A 19327-nucleotide genomic window follows, 5' to 3' on the forward strand; every position below is an offset into this window, starting at 1 on the left:
ATGATAGAATAGACAAGTTAGAAATGAACGGATAAAAAGGGAGTTAGACATCTATGGAAAAACGCTCTATCTCTTCATATTTAAAAGCATGGGTGCGCGCACTTTCAATTGAGATTAATTATATGAAGAAACACGGCGGAGAAAAGCATACGGTAGGAAAAGGAGAGTACTTAGGGCAGCAGGGAGATGCGTATCTTTACCGCTTTGAACGCACAGCCGATTTATACCTTTTTGATGGAGCTCAGGTACGCCTTGTCCACCAGCATAAAGAAAGTAAAGGAGAAGTTATCGGAACGGAAGGATTTGATTTGTACCTTAAAATAGATGCGTTTATTGGACAAGAAGTAGACGAACTCGATATATATAACGAACCATGGGAATTATTGCAGGCGCTCATTGATAGACTGACGGAAGCAAAAGACTACAAGCAAAAAATAGTAAGAATCAAACGTCTTATGAGAGGCGATAGTCCTGTTCGTCATAAAGAGTATACGTCTAAGAACGCTCTTCATGAAGTGTTGCTGCGAGCGCGTTATAACCGTACTACTTATATTTGGGGGCCTCCTGGAACAGGGAAAACATATACGCTGTCCAAAATCGCGGCAAGCTATTACCGGAAATCAAAGCGGATCCTTTTATTATCTCACAGTAATGCAGCGGTGGACGGTTTGCTGCAAGAAACTGCACGTCAGTTAAAAAAGAAAGAAGCTTGGAAAAAAGGAAAACTCATTCGATACGGAGCAACAAAAAGCAGCGGCTTAGAAAATATAAAAGTAGAAGAAGTCATTGGAGAAGATGATCCGGATTTAGCTCAGGAGATGCGTGATTTGCAAGAAGAACGAGTTTACTTAAGCAGGTATCCCAATAGAGCTCACCAGCTTCAGCAAGTTAATAAAAAGCTAAACGCCCTTCGTAACAAGTGGATTGAAGCGGAGAAAAATGTTTTTGATCAAGCGTATATTGTAGGCACTACTTTATCAAAAGCGGCTATTGACCGATTACTTTATCAAAGTGAATTTGATATGGTTGTGGTAGACGAAATAAGCATGGCATATGCACCGCAAATTGCTTTTGCAGCTACGTTAGGGAAAAAAATTGTCGTATGCGGCGATTTTAAACAGCTTCCCCCGGTATCTCAATCTTCTCATGCTGAAGTGAAGAAGTGGCTGCAGCGAGATTTATTTGAGCAGACGGGTCTTGTAGAGCAAGTAGAAAGCGGTGAGATCCATCCGCATCTTTTTATGTTGAAAAAGCAAAGAAGAATGCATAAAGATATCTCAGCTTTTACAAATCGCTATATTTACAGCAATCGAGTGGGGGATCATCCATCTGTCACAACAAGTCGAGAAGTAGTAGCAAGCAGCCGGCCGTTTGCTCATGAAGCAGCGCTTATGCTTAACATTGGTCAGTTGCATTCTTCCGCTATGCGAGATGTCGCTTCCGGTTCACGCTATAATGTGATAACAGCTGTTTTGGCGGTAAGTTTGATACTGCGGGCACGCAAAGCTTCTTCGGCTACTATTGGCTATGTGACTCCTTATAAGTCTCAAGCTAAATTGATTAATGCATTTCTTCAAGATATTGAACCAGCCAGCGATATAATCGCAGCAACCGTACACAAATTTCAAGGCGCGGAACGAGATATCATGATTTTTGATACGGTCGATACAAAGCCGCAGTCAAAACCAGGTTTACTTTTAACAAATGAAAATAGCGACCGATTGGTAAATGTAGCGGTGACGCGTTCAAAAGGAAAATTTATGATGCTTTCAGACGAGTCGTTTGTCCAGCAACGTGTACCAAAGGAGCGAGCGTTCTGGAAGTTGGTCAACCACTTTAACGAAAATCAAAAAGTATACCAACCTCAGCAATTTTTAAAAGAAGTCATTCAGCATCGGAAATTGATTTGGTACCATCCATCGAACAGCAGTCAGTTAAAAAAAGATTTATATCAAGCTCGGCAGCAGATTTTATTGTGTATTCCTTATGCTTCGCTTGTTCCTCAAGAAATACGGGAGATGTTACATTCATTTAAAGGTGAAGTGACCGTTCTTACTCGTGAACCAAAAGAAGTTCGAATTGACGGTGCTCATGTCATTTCATCTGCTGTTCCGATGTCACTGCTTATCATCGATGAATCCACTATATGGATCAATATGCCTTACGGCGGAAAAAATGAAGCGTTTATGGCAGCTAGAATTGAGTCAAAGCTAGGCGCTAAACAGCTTATTCGGTCAATTGATTTTACAGAAGATAAAACAAGAAATCAAGAAACAAAAATGTATATAGAAACAAATAAACCACAATATTCTTTGAGTAATTACCTTCGTAGCTGGGATCGCTGTGAATCCTGTCAGCATATGCGAGAAGTAGAGATAACAAAAAAAGGAAAAGTAAGGTTTATTTGCTATTATTGCGGGAAAACAAGTGGGGCAACACGTTTATTAGTGGAAAAATATTTAAACTACGTACATGCTGTATGTAGAGCATGCAAGCAGCCGATGAACGTAGAGTATGATGAAAATAAAGGCGTCTACGCATGTTGTCCATCGTGCAAAAAAGAAGTTTTGCCTAGAGATCTATTGTAACTTTAGGAAAAGGGCGTGATCTTATCGTTTACTCTCGTAGTGTAGCGGCTTTAGCTGATTGTTTGCTAGAAGGAGACGTTCAAAAAAGCTGGCTGCTCATTGCTATATATATAGAAGAAGGCCATTCTTCAACTGACGTATATACGTTTTTGACAGAAGCGATGTATGAGATAGGGAAAAGGTGGCAAGAAAATAAAATTTCAGTCGCGGACGAGCATTTGGCTACTGCAACCTGTGACTATGTGTTAACTCGCTTTCAGCTATCACAGCATCAATTGCTTCAGCGTAATCGAGCACTTCTTTTTTGTATTGAAGGAGAAGAGCATTACTTAGGCATTAAAATGATTGCAGGACTTATGAGCGAACACGGATGGGAAGTTAAAAACTTAGGAGCAAACTTGCCGCTGCCGTTCGCTCTAAAAAGCATTGAAAGATGGGATCCTGATGTAGTATGTTTGTCCGTCTCACAAGTGCATTTGCTGCCTGATTTACAAAAATACATTGCTGAGATTGAAAGCATGTCGCAAAGTCCTCTTGTATTAGTGGGCAGCAGGCTTCTCAGCACGCATGATTTATCGGCTTCAGGATCTTCAAAAACTATATTCATTAATCATATTCAAGCTTTTAAAGACTGGCTTCTAATCAACAATAAAGAAAGTTCGACGCAAGATAAAATGTTAGTAATGGGGGAAGAAATATGATCAGTTTGCCGATTCAACACATTCCGGTTCCAATGTTTTTACTCAATAAAGACAACGAAATAATTGAATTTACACCAAGCGTCACGAAAAATTTCCCGCCTGTTCAGAACTTTTTAGATCTAGTTGATGAAGACAGCCAAGAAAAAGTAAAAAGAGCACTCCAGGGAAAGGAAGAAGTGCAAATCGAAGTAAATATGCGCACGTTTTCCAACCCGGTTGCTCTTTTTGATTTTCATTTTAAGCCTGAAGCGTACCATTCGCTGCATGCTGTTTTCTGCTATCCTATTCATGAGCATATGATGAGTGTTCAATCAACCCTTCAACAGTTTCGCTCTATACTTATGCAAGACTCACCACAAGTGAACCAAGGTTTTTCGGTCAGAGAAACAGATGTAGAAACGGCGAAAAAAATGCAGCTAGTTGATCTTCAGCGTCATTTTCGAGAAATGAAAACAAATGTGCTAACCATTCAAGACCTCCTAAGTATTATCCGCTCCGACGTAATTGAAGCAGGAAAAGGAGAGTATATTGAATTGGTCTCTACACATTTGTTTGACATTCAAGATTTAATTAATCAGGAGCTTGACTGCTTAAGACAGAAGAACAAAGTACATTAAGAAAGCGGCAATCGGATTTCTACCGTTGTTCCTTTGCCTTCTTCACTATCATACGAAATGCTTCCTTTATGATTACTAATGATTTTATGACTCACCATCAATCCTAATCCTGTTCCTTTTTCTTTTGTTGTATAGAAAGGCTCGCCAATTCGTGTTAATCGATCTTTCGGCATGCCTTTTCCTTCATCTATCACTTGGACGACTACTTGATTTGTATCTGGATCAAATTTAGATACCACTAGAATAGACCCGGGGTCATCCATCGCTTCAATAGAATTTTTCATCATGTTGATAAATACTTGTTTCATATCTTTTTCAATACAATGAACAACAGGTAATTTTTCTTCAAAATCCGTTGAAATAGTAATGTTTTTAAGAATGGCCTGTGTATGCAGCAGTGTACATACGTCTTGAAGAATTAAATTTATCTGCTTATTTTCATATTTTACGACTTCGGGTTTGGCTAGAATGAGCAGTTCGCTAATAATCAGCTCTAAGCGGTTAAACTCGGACATCATGACATCCATATATTCTTTTTTATACGTTTCTTCTTGCATCATAAGCTGTAAAAAGCCCTTTAATGATGTAAGAGGGTTTCGTATTTCATGGGCAATGCCGGCAGCCAGCTGTCCAAGTGCTGACAGCATCTCTGAATTTTTGAGCATCATTTCCGACTGTTTGCGCTGTGAAATGTCTTCACTTAAACCAATGTAATGGATGATTTCATCTTGATCATTTTTAACAGGCATTAAGGCTAACTGTTCCCAAACGGTTTCTCCGTCTTCTTGAACGTAGGAAATTTCTCCGTTCCATTTTTCTCCTCTGTATACTTCATTCCAAATTTTAGGGAATCTTTTAACGCCCAGCTTTTTTGTATATAAGTCGTAGAGGTGCAGCCCAAATACTTCTTGCGGCGCATGCTTTTGCTCCATGAATTTTTGATTAATGTACTTAATTTTACCTTGATGATCGGTAATAAAAATGCCCGTAGGACTGTGAGCTACTGCAAATGATGTAATAGCCAATTCTTCATTTGATCGTTTAATTTCTGTAATATTAATAAACGTGATAACTACACCGTTAATTAAATTCTCGTTCGTACGATAAGGCATCATTTTCATGCTATACCATTGGTTATCGTAGCTTTGAATTTCTTTTTGAAGGGTGTTATTTGTTCTTAAAACGTGCATTGCGTCCTCGATTAGATGGTCATATCTAAAGTTATGCGAAATATGAAAGAAAGGTCTTCCGATATCTTGATGAAGAACGTTGATCACTGTTTTCGTTTCCGGCGTAAATAATTTAATATTCAGCTGCTCGTCTAAAAAGATGGTAGCAATAGTTGTACTGATTAATAAATTATCAATATCGTTGTTTAAGTCCGTTAATTCTTCAATCTTTCGCTCGTACTGGTTGTTAACACTAATTAACTCTTCATTAACAGACTGCAATTCCTCATTTGTGGACTGCAGCTCTTCGTTGGAAGCAATCAGTTCTTCGTTCGTGGATTTTAGCTCCTCATTTGCTGTTTCTAGCTCTTCAATCGTCGTTTGCAAATGCTGCTGAGTGTAATGAAGCTCTTGCTCTAAATCTACTACAAGCTCACTAATAGAGCTTGTTTGATTAAGAAACATGGGCTCTTCCTTATCAATAATGGCACTATCTGTCTGTTCATCAAACATAAGTAAGTAAAGAGAGTGATTTGTTGGAAGGGCAGATATCGTAATATTAAAACGGCGCTGCACGTTGTTTATGACAAATTCAATGTGCTGACAGCATACGCTCATACCTTGCTCTTTTACGCGTTTAATAGCTGCTCCAATGGCTAAAGAGACGTGAACGGGAACCATTTTGAAAATGGTATAATTAATCTTCCCCACAGGAACGTTAATAAGCTGAGTCGCTTCTTTTGAACAAAATATCACTTCGTTGTATTCATTTAATACAAGACAAGGGCTCATAAAATGATCAATCATTGACTGATACATCTCATCCAATTTAAGCGAAGGAAGAGGCTTATAAAGTTGACTTGGCAGCGGTACGCTAGAAAAATCACCTTCATGCAAGCTGGATTTTGAAAGATTAAAAGCTCCTGTAATTTGTCGGCTGGGCTGCCCCGAACGTTTAAATATTTTCCACTTACTGTTGATAGGGCGGAACAAATCAGACAAATTTCCCGTTGTTTCACTAGGGCCTAAAAAAAGTACGCCTTCTTCTGTCAAAGAAAAATGAAAAAGAGACAGAATGCGCTGCTGCAGTTCAGCTTGGAAGTAAATCATCATATTTCGACAGCTGATTAAATCAACGTTTACAAAAGGCGAGTCTTTTCCTATATTATGCGGGGCAAAAACAATCATTTTACGGATTGTTTTTTTAACTTGATAACCACCGTGTTTTGTTTGCTCAAAATATTCATTAATCTGAGCTGCTGAGAAGGAATGAACTTCCGCTTCTTCATAAATGCCTTGACTCGCTCTTTTGATTGCATGACGATCGATGTCCGTAGCAAAGATTCGGACATCGAAATAACGGTTGATTGTTGATAAATAGTCATGAAGCAAAATAGCTAATGTATATGCTTCTTGACCAGTAGAACAACCTGCTACCCAGATGCGGATTTCATCTTCTTGGCTATGAATCTTTCTTTCAACTAATTGAGGGATGACTTGTTCTTCAATAATAGAGAATGCTTCTTTATCTCTAAGAAATTGCGTCACTCCAATCAGCAGGTCTCGCTGCAGTTCGACGATTTCTTCGGCTTCCTTACATAAATAGTCCCGGTACTCTTCCATCGTTTGAGAGGGCGGATCGAGTAAAGCCATTCTTTTTTCAAGTCGTCGCAGCACCGTGTTTTTTTTGTACATAGAGAAGTCGATGCCTGTTTTCTTCTTTATTAGTGAATAAATGTATTGCAGCGTTTCTTCATTATATGTAAATTCAGTTTGGCTGACATGCGTTTGCACAAGGTCAGGCATATCAGCAGGAGAAAGAATATAATCAGCAAGGTGTGCATCAATAGCGCTTAGGGGCATATCTCTGTACTTTGCTGTGCTTTCATCTTGTACAAGTACAGTTCCGCCATACTCTCTTATCGTTTTTGCTCCTCCTGTTCCATCATTTCCTTTTCCCGATAAAATAATGGCTGTGCACCGGTGTTTTTTTGCAGCGGCCAGAGAATGAAAAAAGGCGTCAATCGGATACTTTACCTGATCATTTTCTTCATAAGGACGAAGGCGAAGAGTATGATCCACAACGGTCACATAATGATGGGGAGGATTTAAATAAATTGTGTCTTCTTGTAAAGTCATCCCGTCTTGTGTCAGTTTGATATTCATTCCTGTTTTTTTTGCTAAAAGTTCTGGCATAAAACTTTTATATTTAGAGGAAAGGTGCTGTACAATAATAAACGCCATTCCATTTGGTGAAGGCATATTAGCGAAAAACTGCTCAATAGCTTCTAACCCTCCGGCAGAAGCGCCAATTCCCACAACGTGTAAATCCTGTTTCTCTATTCCTTCTGAAGACGATGGAACTGTAGAAAACGAGTTGTTCTTCATAATAGAACCTCCAATAATGTTTCGACACTTCCTAGATTGTATGTCGTTTTGTTTATTTTAATGTCGACAGCACAGCGTGGTTTACATCAAAAGTAAATTTTTCAAAAAAAACCAAGATGCTGGTACATAGGTTCATTTTAGCAAACCTATTATATTGTTCAAATAACGTTTTCAAAATTCCTCTATTTTTCGTAAAAAAATTTTAAAGTCCAAACTATATAGTATGCCCCGATTTTCCTTATATAAACGTATTTTTATAAAAAAAATCGTTTTTTTTTGCAGAAAAAAATATTTAAAAAAGTTTTGTTTGCGCTTACATACGCATAAGGTTATACGCTCAAGGAGGAAAAAAACGGTTAAATTCAACTTGACACTCTTTTTCAGCATGTTACTATAGGAACCGTTGAAAGAAACGAGAACAAAAATACGAACAAATGACAGGGGAGATTTGATGGATCAAAAACAAAAAGTTGCTTTTTTAGGTGCTGGATCAATGGCAGAAGCGATGATTTCTGGTATGGTCAATGCAAAGAAATTACCTGCTGAAAATATTATCGTAACAAATCGTAGCAATGATGCGCGACTGCACGAACTTGAAAATAGATATGGTATCAAAGCAGTAAAGCGCAGCGAGCTGAAAACAGATGACATTGACGTTTTTATTCTAGCGATGAAGCCAAAAGGCGCTGAAGAGGCATTAAACGAATTAAAGCCTCAAATCAACAAAGACCAGCTTGTCCTATCTGTTCTTGCAGGGATTTCATCTTCTTACATGGAAGAGTTATTGCATGATGAACAGCAGGTCATTCGAGTGATGCCGAATACATCAAGTATGATTCAGCAATCAGCAACGGCTATATCTCCAGGTCAATATGCTGCAATGGATGCTGTGCTAACAGCAAAAGAGCTGCTTTCTGCAATCGGAAAAGTGTACGTGATTGATGAGCCTCAAATGGACATTTTCACAGGAATTGCCGGAAGTGGACCCGCTTATTTTTATTTCCTTATGGAGCATATCGAAAAAGCAGCTAAAGAAGAAGGTCTCGATCCTGAGCTAGCACGTGAAATTGGCGCCCAAACCATTTACGGTGCAGCAAGAATGATGATGGAAAGAGATGAAACGCCGACGGAGCTTCGTGAAAATGTGACGTCTCCAAACGGTACAACAGCAGCTGGTTTAGACGCCTTAGCTAAACACGGCGGCGGAGAAGCAATGATGCAAGCAGTCAAAGGAGCATCAAAGCGTTCAAAAGAAATGAGTGCTCAACTACAAAAAGTGGCAAGTACTAATTAATTCGTCACTTATCTTCTTCGTGAATTCCTCACCACAAAAAAATAATCATAAACAAGAAAACATACAGAACACACTAGGAGTGATTTGATGAGTCCCGACAATAAGAAGCGGGTTGTAATTAAAATTGGAAGTAGTTCATTAACAAGTTCACACGGTGAAATCAGCAGACGGAAGCTCGAGCGCCTTGTGGATCAAGTCGTAGACTTAAAAGATAGTGGTCATGAAGTGCTATTGGTTTCATCAGGAGCTGTAGCTGCAGGATACCGCAAGCTTGGCTGCTTAGAGCGACCTAGCTCTTTACCTGAAAAACAAGCAGCTGCCTCAATTGGTCAAGGACTGTTAATGGAGGCTTATTCAGAACTGTTTCTATCACATGGATACGTTGCTTCTCAAATCTTAATTACGAGAGACGATTTTTCAGACGAAAATCGTTACAACAATGCACGAAATACAATTAATGTGCTGTTAGAACGTGGCATCGTACCAATTGTCAATGAAAACGACACGGTAACCATCAATCGATTAAAATTTGGCGACAATGATACACTTTCAGCTAAAGTTGCTGGACTAGTGGATTCCGACCTGCTTATTATTTTATCGGATATCGATGGCTTATACAGCGCAGACCCTCGTCAGGATCCAAATGCAAAATTAGTTCCTCATGTAGGGGAAATCACGCAAGACATCGAAGAATCTGCAGGAGATTCAGGAAGTTCAGTTGGAACAGGCGGTATGCGCTCGAAAATTGACGCGTTCAAAATCGCTATGGCGTCAGGAATTCCAGCATTTTTAGGAAGAGCTGGCGTGCCAAACATTTTAACACAAGCGGTTGACGGGGATGCAACAGGAACGTATTTTGAATCTGAAGATGATTCTGCGAACCTTAATCAGAAAAAGCAGTGGATTGCGTTTAACTCTGGTCCTGAAGGGGAAATAGTAGTCGAAGATGCCGCGAAACGTGCAATTATTGAAGATAAAGAGCCTTTACTTCGCGAGCATGTTAAATATATTAAAGGCCACTTTAGTGAACGAGCAGTTGTACGTATTCTAGATAAAGATGACAATGAGCTGGCTCTTGGCGTGACAAATTATTCATCTGATGAACTTGCACTGAATGAGCCAATTGATCAACCGATTGTTGACAGCGAAGGTCTAGTGTGTCACTTAGAAATTCCAGTACCGGTCGGTTTGTAAGCAAACATGCTGTAAAGAAAAGGAGCCCTTCCTTTTCTTTGCATGATTGCATTTACCTCTTATGCCTCACACTTTAAAATCAAACAAAACTAAAACGAATCCAGGAGTGATTTGGTGTTACAAACAAATGAAACGTATTCAGTAGAAGAACAAGCTATTTCAGCAAAAAAAGCAGCTAAGCAATTAAGTTTACTAACAACAAAGCAAAAGAACGATGCGCTGTTAACGATTGCTTCTACACTTGAAAGCAACACGGAGTATATTTTAAAAGCAAATGAAGTAGACTTAAAAAACGGGAAAGAAAAAGGTTTTGACGAAGCGCTTATGGACCGCCTTGCTCTTTCAGCGGAACGTGTAAAAGAATTTGCAAACGGCCTTCGTGAAGTTGCTGAGCTAGATGATCCAACAGGCGATATTTTATCAAGCTGGACATTGGATAACGGTCTAGATGTAAAGCAAGTACGGGTGCCTCTTGGCGTGATCGGAATGATTTATGAAGCACGTCCAAACGTAACCGTAGATGCAACAGGGCTAGCGTTGAAATCTGGAAATGCTATTGTGTTAAAAGGCGGATCTTCAGCTATTTCATCTAACCAAGCTATCGTGGACATTATTCATAAAGCTCTTGATGAAACGCCAATTCCTAAAGAAGCGGTACAGTTTATTTCAAGTACAGATCGTGCGGCTACGCAAGAATTATTTACAATGAAAGAGCATATTGACGTGCTGATTCCGCGCGGAGGGGCTTCATTGATTCAAGCGGTCGTCAATAACGCAACCGTTCCCGTGTTAGAAACGGGAGTCGGAAACTGCCATATTTACATCGATGAAAAAGCTGACGTTAAGAAGGCCATTCCGATTTTAATTAATGCAAAAACAGATCGACCAGCGGTGTGTAACGCAGCAGAAACGGTTCTTGTACACAAAAACTGGCTCGATTCTCATAAAGATGAATTGATTCAAGCATTCAACGATCATAGTATTGAAGTATATGGTGACAAAGCGACAGTAGGTGAAATTCCTGGAGCAAAACCAGCGGCTGAAAAAGACTGGGCTGAAGAGTATTTACGCTTAGCAATTGCGATGAAAGTAGTAGAGAGTGTGGATGAAGCGATTGACCATATCGAAACATATGGAACAAAACACTCCGAAGCCATCATTTCAGAAGATGAACAAGCCGTTTCACGCTTTATGTCATTAGTTGATGCAGCCGCACTGTATCATAATGCATCTACGCGCTTTACTGACGGAGGAGCTTTAGGATTTGGAGCTGAAATTGGGATTTCAACTCAAAAGCTTCATGCACGTGGTCCAATGGGACTTCCTGCACTTACGACAATTAAATATATTATGAGTGGAAACGGACAAACTCGATAAGAAATCAAAAGCGAGCCTAATCATGTGCTCGCTTTTTTTTTATGAAAAGCAACACAAGTAAATGGAAGCTGATTTGTAAAAAATTATAAACTCTGTTATAATAGTAAAATATATAATTTTTGTGATCTTCATTTTTGTTCTTTTCAGACTATCCCGTTGTTTTAAGAAAAGCAACTGCTATCTGCTTTGTTATAACTTCATTTTTATTTTAGTCTTTCAAGACGCCGTATTATTCCTCAAAGATTGATTTACGGATGTATAGTATCACTTTATCTTGCACCATTTACCGCATTTACACGCTAAGTTAATCTTCATTTATTATCCACTTAAAAAGTACTGTTTAAAGGAGACGATGTGTATGTATAATCGTAAAAATTTAGAGCCGGCTGTTATTGAAGAAACAAAAGTTTGGGAATGTACATCAGATACGTGTAATTGTTGGGTTCGAGATAACTTTAAAAGCGGAGATCAGCCAACTTGTCCAATTTGCAAAAGCGAAATGAAGCAAGCTGTAAAAGAGCTGCAGGTTATTCACAATCCTAGAGTCATTGATTAATAACTTTTAGGAAGACGTTTTTTGAAAGGGGTTTGTGGATGTTTCTGGGAATTGATCATGTTCAGCTTCTTGGTCCAGAAGGATGCGAGCAAGAAGCAAGAAATTTTTATGAAAATCTTTTAGGAATGAAAACTGTTCTTAAGCCGGAAAATTTAAGGCACAGAGGCGGCATATGGTTTCAATGTGGGACTCAAGAAGTGCATATCAGTATTCAAGATGACTACATACCTGCTAAAAAAGCGCATCCAGCTTTTGTCGTGGAAGATATCAAGACGCTTAGACGTAAATTGGCACATTCGGGCTGCGTTCTTTCTGAAGAAGAGCCTATTGCAGGGAGAGAGCGTTTTTTTGTCCATGACCCGTTTGGAAATCGATTAGAATTTTTACAATATGACAAATAAAAGACCTCCAAGCGGAGGTCTTTTATTTTAGGGCTTTATCTAAATAGGTATATACCGTTTCTTTGCTAATTAATACTTCGTTCTCTCGGTCTTTATCTTTTTGCCATTTTTCTCGCGCTTTTGCTAATACTTCTTCGGCTTGCTCCTTGGGAATGACAATCACTCCACCGTCATCACCTGCAATAAAGTCCCCAGGACGGATTTTTACGCCCCCGCAGGAAATGATCTCGTTTACCTTTCCTTTTTCTTTTTTGCTGCTTGCTGCGATTGTAGAGCCCTTACAAAATACGGGGAAATCGAGCTTTTCGATGTCTTCTTGATCTCGTATAACCCCATCTAGTACAATACCGCTTATTCCAACAAGCTTCGCCATGGCTACTACGAAATCTCCTGCTAAGGCACGGTTACAGTAGCTTTTACCATCAATAACGAGCACACTTCCGGGCTCCGCTAGTCGAATCGCTTCAAGCACTGAGTAATTATTGCCAGCGGGCGTATCTATGGTAAGAGCCGGCCCGAATAGTTTGTAATGACGCTGCAAGGGCTTAATAGAAAAGTCTAAGTGGTTGGCACCTTCCATTGCATCTGATAAATTTGCTGTTGATAATGGGAGCTGTTCATTCAACATCATATCTCTCCTTTGTAACTTTAGTTTATCTATACATATTCATATAAGAGAAAGCTCTTATTTATGAAAGGGGGAGTAGATAACATTTGACTACGAATCGACTACAAACGTGGAATATTAAAGGTGTTCAGAACCATTTTTCGATGCATTGTACTATACTGAGACGCTGTTTCCTGTATGGTATTCGTCATGTAAACTCATATCTCCTTTATTACCACCAATAGAAGCGAAGGGAGCGTATAAAGGTATTTTTAAAAGAGGGGACTTGCTACAGAACTCTGCGAAAGTAATATGCTGGGCGAAGTGTAAAATAAGCGTTAACCAAGATGAAGAGTCTTTGTTAGTTTTATAAATTTCACTGATGTGTACATAAAAGGGTCTTATATCCATATGAAACGCGTCTAAATGTTTAATCCTGTGAACATTTAATGGAGCTTTATGCATTTTTATATAAAAAAGTGAAACCTTTTGGTATGATGAAACGTAGGAACATATATGGAAATCATATATGAAAAAACATATGTGACGTTAGTCATTTAGTGGAGGGAAAGCAATGGTAAAAAAATTATTGGCCGCATTTATCGCATTAGCGGTTGTGTTTTCACCAGTCGGTGGATCACTTATTCATGACGGTTCAAACGTAGCAAGTGCAAAAGGGTATAAATCAGGAAAGCGCTCTTTTGACAGCGGAAGCAATAACCAATCAAGCTTATTTAAAAACAATAACAGTAATTCGGTTAAGCAAAACAATACGTCTAAAAACTCATCATCTAAAAGTACAGCAGCTGGTTCAAAGCGCGGCGGCTTAATGAAAGGTCTTTTAATGGGAGGAATTGCGGGCTTATTATTTGGAAGCTTATTATCTAGCTTAGGACCATTAGGCCCAATTTTAGGCTTTATGGTAAATATGCTTGTGATTGTAGCTTTAATTCTTCTTGTAGTAAAGTTATTCCAAAGCGTACGTAGCAACAAGCGTAAAAATGAGGAAGTGAAATCTTGGAGACAATAAAAATTTCTGAACAAGATATTATCAATGCGATGTGTTTGTATATCGCAGAAAAAAAACAAGTTCAGCCTCAAGAAGTAGAGATTGAGCTAATGTATGATGATGACTACGGTTTTTCAGCAGAGTCATACGTGCATGATCGTAAACAGGTTCATATTACTTTGAACATTATCGAAGCGCTGCGCTATTGGCTGGATACGGAAATGAACGTAGACCCATACGCAGCAGGACTAGAACTGGAATTAGACGATGAAGAAGGCATTATCGCTTTTGCTAAATTAAGTCGATAAAGAAATCTTCACTGAAAAACCCGCTCACTTGAGCGGGTTTTTTTATTATGATTTTACCTGTTCGTTGGAACTGGACTTATCGCTTTTTTTAGTGAAAAACCACCAGTTGGCATCTCCAAGCAATTTCATAAGAGAAGGGACAAGAAGCATTCTGACAATCGTTGCATCGATAAATATAGCTAAGGCAATTCCTACACCCATTTGTTTAACAGGCGTTACGTCTGTAAAAGCAAAGGCTCCTGTAATGACAATCATGATTAAAGCAGCGCTCGTAATGATTTTACTAGTGGAAGCTAGGCCTTCTACCGTTGCTACATTGTTATCCTTCGTTTGATGATACACTTCGTGAATGCGTGAAATCAAAAAGACTTCGTAGTCCATGCTAAGCCCAAATACAAGGCCGAAAACAAAGACCGGCAGCACTAAAGCGATATTGGATTGGGTAAGACCTAAATGTCCATTTTGAAACAGCCATACAAGTAAACCAAACGTAGCTGTTAAGCTTAAAATATTCATAATGATAGCTTTTAAAGGAATCAGGACGGAACGAAAAGCAATCATTAAAATGACATACGTTGAAAATAAAACAAGAGCCAGGCCATAAGGCGCCTTTTCATAAATTTCATCAAATATTTCTTGTTCGAATTTTGGATAGCCGCCAATATGAATGGTGAAAGGTGAACGTTTCTCTTTCCATTTTCGAACAAAATCTTTTGCTTGATCTGAATTTTGGTCTGTATCTAGCGTAGCTTTTATGAGCATATAATGTTCGTTAATAAACGAATCTACAGCTGGCTTTGTCTGCGCGCTTATCTGCGGGTTGTTCAGCATAGCTTGAAGCTGATCACTGGATTTTACGTTTAAAGCGGTAGAAATAGAATCAACTTGCTTAACTAACGAATCTTCTTTTAATTGTTTTATAAAAGTAAAGGCATTTGTTAAAGGCTTTTCCTTCAGCATATCTTGCTTAGCTTCTAACACAAAATAAACGTCTGCCGTGTTTTTATTTATAAACGTATCGTTATACGTGTCAAAAGCTTGACGAGACTCGTATTTTGTTGGCAGTGCTTCTGAAGACGGTATTTCTAGATGCATGTCTCGAACGGGAATAAGTGCTACTAACAGAATAATAAGAGAAACAATCGTCATAGCTACAGGCTTTTTCATGACAAATGTAGCGAATGAACGCCACCTAGATTGACCGCCTTGTTCACTGATTTTTAAGATGCGTAAACGATTGATGCGTGTACCTAGTATAGCCAGTATGGAAGGAAGCAGCGTAAGAGCTGAAAACACAGCAATAAAAACAACAGCCATTCCTCCAAGAGCGACGTTTTGAAAAATATCAACTTGAATAAACAGCATTCCCGCTAATCCAATAAATACGCATAATCCGGAGAAGATGACTGAGCGTCCCGCTGTTTGAATGGTGATTTTGATTGCTTGTTCTACCGATTTTGTTTGAATTTCTTCTTTAAAGCGATTAATAAATAAAAGGGCAAAGTCAATACTAAGAGCTAATCCAATCATTGGAATCACGTTTAAAATGAAGATGGACAGCTCTGTGTACGGATGAAAGAAATAGACAACGCCCATGGTGGTAACGACGGTTACAATTCCTATCATAAGAGGAATTGCAGCGGCTACCACGCCGCCAAAAGCTAGAAGAAGCACAACCAAAGCAACAGGAATACCGATTGCTTCTGCTTTTGCTAAATCTGCTTGGCTTGCTGTATTCATATCTTTTTCAATAATAGGACCACCGGTTAATTTTACACTCATTTCTTTTTCTTCAGATGAAAGAGTTCTGATCTTTTCCACTCGTTTATCCATCGTTCCATCATCGTGATTAAAGTGGATAATTCCATACGCTGTGCTTCCTTTTATCATCTTGTTAGAAGCCGTTGGCATGTCAACTTTCGACGCGTCTGATTTGTCCTTTGCTTTTTGCATATACTGAGCGATCGTTTGCTGGAATTTCGAGTCAGAAACTCCGTCTTTTTTTTCAAACAAAACGATGATCTGAGCTTCGCTAACATCAAATTTATTAACTAAAAGCTGCTCGGTATCTTTATACATTCCTTTCATTTCAAATCCGTTTCCTCCAAGCACAGAAGGAAGCTTAGCCGCATAAAAGCCAAATCCGACAATTAGGATGACCCACAGTAGTAATAAAATTTTTCTGCCCGCATATAATGCGTTCGCTATTTTATTCATATTAACCTCCAATTTTTTGTACAGTTACTAGACTATTTTATACTAACAGTTATTGTAATTAGAAGAAGTATTGTGTTTTTTTGTTTTTCTTGCCTGAAAAAGCTTTTCAGATAGATGCGCAGGGTTGTTTCCTCAATAAAATCGTGTTTATGTTTCAGGCGATTTAGGGAACACTGTACATAAATGCACGAAGGGGGATTTAAAAAGATGCAAATGAAACAGCCAGCTAAAATGACGAATAGTTATGGATGTAAAAATGAGTATGATACATTAAAACGTGTGGTCGTTTGTCCACCTACATATATGAAAATTGAAGAAATTATTAATGAAACACAAAAGCATTATGCGGACGAAAACATTGATGAGAGCTTAGCTTCAAAGCAGCACCGTCAATTTGTCGAATGTCTTCAAAAAGAAGGGATTGAAGTCATCGCACTATCTGCACAAGAGCCATTTCCAGAACAAGTATTTACACGGGATATTGGCTATACGCTCGGAGATACCGTTATTGTCACGAAAATGGGCAGCGAAATTCGAAGCGGAGAAGAACAAGTGCTAGCCGATTGGCTGCAGCAGCAAGGTATTCCTTTCCATCAGGTACCGGACCACTCCATTGAAGGTGGAGATGTGCTGATTGATGGACAAGCTATTTTTATTGCACTCAGCGACCGTACAAGTAAAGAAGGCGTGGAGCATATCCAAGAGCTGCTTCCAGCGTATGAGGTTGTTCCGATTCCTATTGATCGGTCTTATCTTCATCTTGATTGTGTGTTAAATATTTTATCATCTACAGAAGCGCTTGTATTTTCACCCGCTTTACATGAAAAAGAATTAAATTTACTTCGCATGAAATATGATTTAATTGAAGTAACAAAAGAAGAGCAGTTTACGATGGGAACCAATGTATTATCCATCGGTAATCAACGGGTGATCAGTCTTCCAATGAATACAGAAGTGAATGAAGAGTTAAGGAAACGAGGCTATAAAGTAATTGAAGTTGATATATCTGAAATTATTAAATCCGGCGGTTCTTTCCGCTGCTGTACAATGCCTCTTGAACGAGTGTAAAAAAGCTTAAAAAGAAAAAAAGATCTCGGCGATAGGCAGGGATCTTTTTTTTGAAGGATATTGTATAAAATTTCAAGTGAAAGGAACATTAACCTATATAAGCTGTTGAAGGAAAGGAGTGATAAACATGGCAAATCGTAATCCTATTTTAGTTCAAGGTGCTGAACAGCTTCTTGATCAGTTAAAAACGGAAATCGCGGGAAGACTTAACGTTCAGCTTGGCGCGGAACAAACGGCTCGCGCAAATGGTTCTGTTGGTGGAGAAATGACGAAGCATCTTGTTGCGATGGCGCAGCAGCAATTAAGCGGTGCACAAGGACACATTCGCTAGTCTGCTCTACATAAACACTTTGATGAAAAGTTCTGGCTCTTTTGAGCCGGAACTTTTTTTGTGTAGGAAACATCATTCTACTTTCTCATGGTCGCTTGATTTGAGATTTTGCTCGAAATTCTCCACTTTCAAGGTTGAAAAGTGCATAAAATGGGAAAAGAACAAAAAAAGAGAAAGTAGAGGTTTATCATGAAAAAGCTATTATCATTTGGAAAAAGTCTTGGTAAAGAAATTCAAGAAGACCAAGCAACGGGACTAGCGGCTGAGCAAGCCTATTATTATATGCTATCATTATTCCCTATGCTTATTTTACTGATATCGATTGTTCCGTATCTATCGATTAAACCGGAAGAGGCAATCGATCTTCTTCAAAGCGTTATGCCGGGAGAAACGGCTGCAATCTTTAAAGATAACGTAGCTCAATTTGTGAGCCAACCAAACGGCGGGTTACTGACTGTAGGGATTTTAGGAACCATTTGGTCCGCTTCAAACGGTATGAACGCCTTTATTCGTGCAATGAACCAAGCCTACGACGTGAAAGAACAGCGCTCGTTTATTAAAGTAAGAGGCTTGTCCATTCTTTTAACAATTGGATTAATTGTAACAATTGTTGTATCGCTTCTTTTACCAGTGTTCGGAGGGGTTTTGTTAAATTGGATAAGCGAATGGTTTTCTCTTCCTTCAGGTACAACAGTGGTTTTAAATATTCTGCGCTGGATTGTTGGTGTCGGCACTATGGTACTTGTTTTATCCGTATTATACAGATTAGCGCCAAATAAAACATTTCCTTTTGCTCACGTATGGCCCGGAGCACTCGCTGCTACGCTGCTATGGCAGCTGACATCTTTAGGGTTCTCATTTTACGTAAGCAACTTTGGCAATTATTCTGCTACTTATGGAAGCTTAGGAGGCGTAATTGTTCTGATGCTTTGGCTATTTTTAACGGGGTTAATTCTCGTCATTGGAGGAGAGATTAATGCTATTTATCACCGAAACAAAACGGCTGCACCTCCTAAAGATACGTCTCAGGCGATGTAATAAAAAAGGAAACCTTTATAAAGGTTTCCTTTTTTAACGTTTAAAGCTATTAACAAGCTGTTTAAATGAGTTGGCTGTATATTTGACCGAATCTTTTTTGTACTGTATATCCGTTTTAATCGCTGCTTGTGTTACTTTTAAATGGTTTGTTTTTTCTTTAATATGATCAGTTTCGTTTTGAAGATGTTGAGAAGTGGCGTTTACAGAGTTCACAGTTGGCTTGATTTTTTTATTAAATGATACGCCTGCGTAAATAAGATACGCAAGTGATGCCAAAACAACAGCTAAGCTTATATAAACAATAATCATCATTGTGCCTCCTTTGTACGTATTTATATTTATATAGGTGAGAATAAAATATATACGAATATCATCCTCTTTATTTAATTGTTATACCCATTTTTAATTAAAACAAACAAAAGCCTGCCGAGAAGACAATATATTGGATTTTTTCTGAAATTTCA

The 19327-nt window shown here is 38.7% G+C and carries 17 protein-coding genes; 13 read left to right on the forward strand and 4 right to left on the reverse strand.

Features of this window, described 5'->3' with window-relative positions:
• Positions 1-53: 53 nt before the first annotated feature.
• The 3 genes from CEQ83_RS11195 to CEQ83_RS11205 are packed head-to-tail and all read left to right on the forward strand — an operon-like array spanning position 54 to position 3906.
• Positions 54-2588, forward strand: coding sequence for an AAA domain-containing protein (locus CEQ83_RS11195; protein WP_155017238.1), 2535 nt, complete (start codon positions 54-56; stop codon positions 2586-2588).
• A gap of 23 nt (positions 2589-2611) precedes the next feature.
• Complete coding sequence (locus CEQ83_RS11200) at positions 2612-3289, forward strand: cobalamin B12-binding domain-containing protein (protein ID WP_255256867.1); 678 nt, start codon at positions 2612-2614, stop codon at positions 3287-3289.
• Positions 3286-3906, forward strand: a complete 621-nt coding sequence (locus tag CEQ83_RS11205) for a hypothetical protein (RefSeq protein WP_033578942.1) — start codon at positions 3286-3288, stop codon at positions 3904-3906. Before CEQ83_RS11200 ends, CEQ83_RS11205 begins: the two co-directional genes overlap by 4 nt.
• Here the strand turns inward: CEQ83_RS11205 and CEQ83_RS11210 are convergent.
• Positions 3903-7463: a CheR family methyltransferase gene (locus CEQ83_RS11210; RefSeq protein WP_155017239.1), complete on the reverse strand. Its 3561-nt coding sequence runs from the start codon at positions 7461-7463 to the stop codon at positions 3903-3905. The two genes, CEQ83_RS11205 and CEQ83_RS11210, sit on opposite strands and share 4 nt — an antisense overlap.
• A gap of 451 nt (positions 7464-7914) precedes the next feature.
• Here CEQ83_RS11210 and proC point away from each other — a divergent pair, with 451 nt between their 5' ends.
• The 5 genes from proC (at position 7915) to CEQ83_RS11235 (ending at position 12285) form a co-directional block, all read left to right on the forward strand.
• Positions 7915-8757, forward strand: a complete 843-nt coding sequence (proC, locus tag CEQ83_RS11215; protein WP_028413399.1) for a pyrroline-5-carboxylate reductase — start codon at positions 7915-7917, stop codon at positions 8755-8757.
• Between the two features lie 87 nt (positions 8758-8844).
• On the forward strand, positions 8845-9951 hold the full coding sequence (proB, locus tag CEQ83_RS11220; RefSeq protein WP_028413398.1) for a glutamate 5-kinase: 1107 nt from the start codon (positions 8845-8847) through the stop codon (positions 9949-9951).
• Between the two features lie 114 nt (positions 9952-10065).
• On the forward strand, positions 10066-11328 hold the full coding sequence (locus CEQ83_RS11225; RefSeq protein WP_028413397.1) for a glutamate-5-semialdehyde dehydrogenase: 1263 nt from the start codon (positions 10066-10068) through the stop codon (positions 11326-11328).
• A 358-nt stretch (positions 11329-11686) separates the two neighbouring features.
• Positions 11687-11884 carry a cold-shock protein gene (locus CEQ83_RS11230; RefSeq protein WP_013056990.1) on the forward strand — a complete coding sequence of 66 codons (198 nt, stop codon included), beginning with the start codon at positions 11687-11689 and terminating at the stop codon, positions 11882-11884.
• 38 nt (positions 11885-11922) lie between these two features.
• Complete coding sequence (locus tag CEQ83_RS11235; protein ID WP_013056991.1) at positions 11923-12285, forward strand: VOC family protein; 363 nt, start codon at positions 11923-11925, stop codon at positions 12283-12285.
• A gap of 22 nt (positions 12286-12307) precedes the next feature.
• On the opposite strand, the gene CEQ83_RS11240 is transcribed toward CEQ83_RS11235, so the two are convergent.
• Entirely contained in the window at positions 12308-12913 is a 606-nt protein-coding gene (locus CEQ83_RS11240; protein WP_155017240.1) for an RraA family protein, read from the reverse strand.
• 553 nt (positions 12914-13466) lie between these two features.
• On the opposite strand from CEQ83_RS11240, the gene CEQ83_RS11245 reads away from it, so the two are divergent.
• Entirely contained in the window at positions 13467-13922 is a 456-nt protein-coding gene (locus CEQ83_RS11245) for a hypothetical protein (protein WP_033578944.1), read from the forward strand.
• Positions 13910-14209, forward strand: a complete 300-nt coding sequence (locus CEQ83_RS11250; RefSeq protein ID WP_014460159.1) for a YxcD family protein — start codon at positions 13910-13912, stop codon at positions 14207-14209. Before CEQ83_RS11245 ends, CEQ83_RS11250 begins: the two co-directional genes overlap by 13 nt.
• 45 nt (positions 14210-14254) lie before the next feature.
• Here the strand turns inward: CEQ83_RS11250 and CEQ83_RS11255 are convergent, their stop codons facing one another.
• Positions 14255-16426 (reverse strand): MMPL family transporter, encoded by a 2172-nt coding sequence (locus CEQ83_RS11255; protein ID WP_155017241.1) that lies wholly within the window; start codon positions 16424-16426, stop codon positions 14255-14257.
• 207 nt (positions 16427-16633) lie between these two features.
• On the opposite strand from CEQ83_RS11255, the gene CEQ83_RS11260 reads away from it, so the two are divergent.
• From CEQ83_RS11260 to CEQ83_RS11270, 3 genes are all read left to right on the forward strand, one after another.
• Positions 16634-17494 (forward strand): dimethylarginine dimethylaminohydrolase family protein, encoded by an 861-nt coding sequence (locus CEQ83_RS11260; protein ID WP_155017242.1) that lies wholly within the window; start codon positions 16634-16636, stop codon positions 17492-17494.
• A 127-nt stretch (positions 17495-17621) separates the two neighbouring features.
• Positions 17622-17825, forward strand: coding sequence for an alpha/beta-type small acid-soluble spore protein (locus CEQ83_RS11265; protein WP_013056997.1), 204 nt, complete (start codon positions 17622-17624; stop codon positions 17823-17825).
• Between the two features lie 189 nt (positions 17826-18014).
• On the forward strand, positions 18015-18863 hold the full coding sequence (locus CEQ83_RS11270; RefSeq protein WP_028413391.1) for a YihY/virulence factor BrkB family protein: 849 nt from the start codon (positions 18015-18017) through the stop codon (positions 18861-18863).
• A gap of 33 nt (positions 18864-18896) precedes the next feature.
• Here CEQ83_RS11270 and CEQ83_RS11275 read toward each other — a convergent pair whose 3' ends face one another.
• Positions 18897-19172 carry a hypothetical protein gene (locus CEQ83_RS11275; protein ID WP_034266052.1) on the reverse strand — a complete coding sequence of 92 codons (276 nt, stop codon included), beginning with the start codon at positions 19170-19172 and terminating at the stop codon, positions 18897-18899.
• Positions 19173-19327: the final 155 nt, after the last annotated feature.

Source organism: Priestia megaterium, assembly GCF_009497655.1.
Classification (GTDB): domain Bacteria; phylum Bacillota; class Bacilli; order Bacillales; family Bacillaceae_H; genus Priestia; species Priestia zanthoxyli.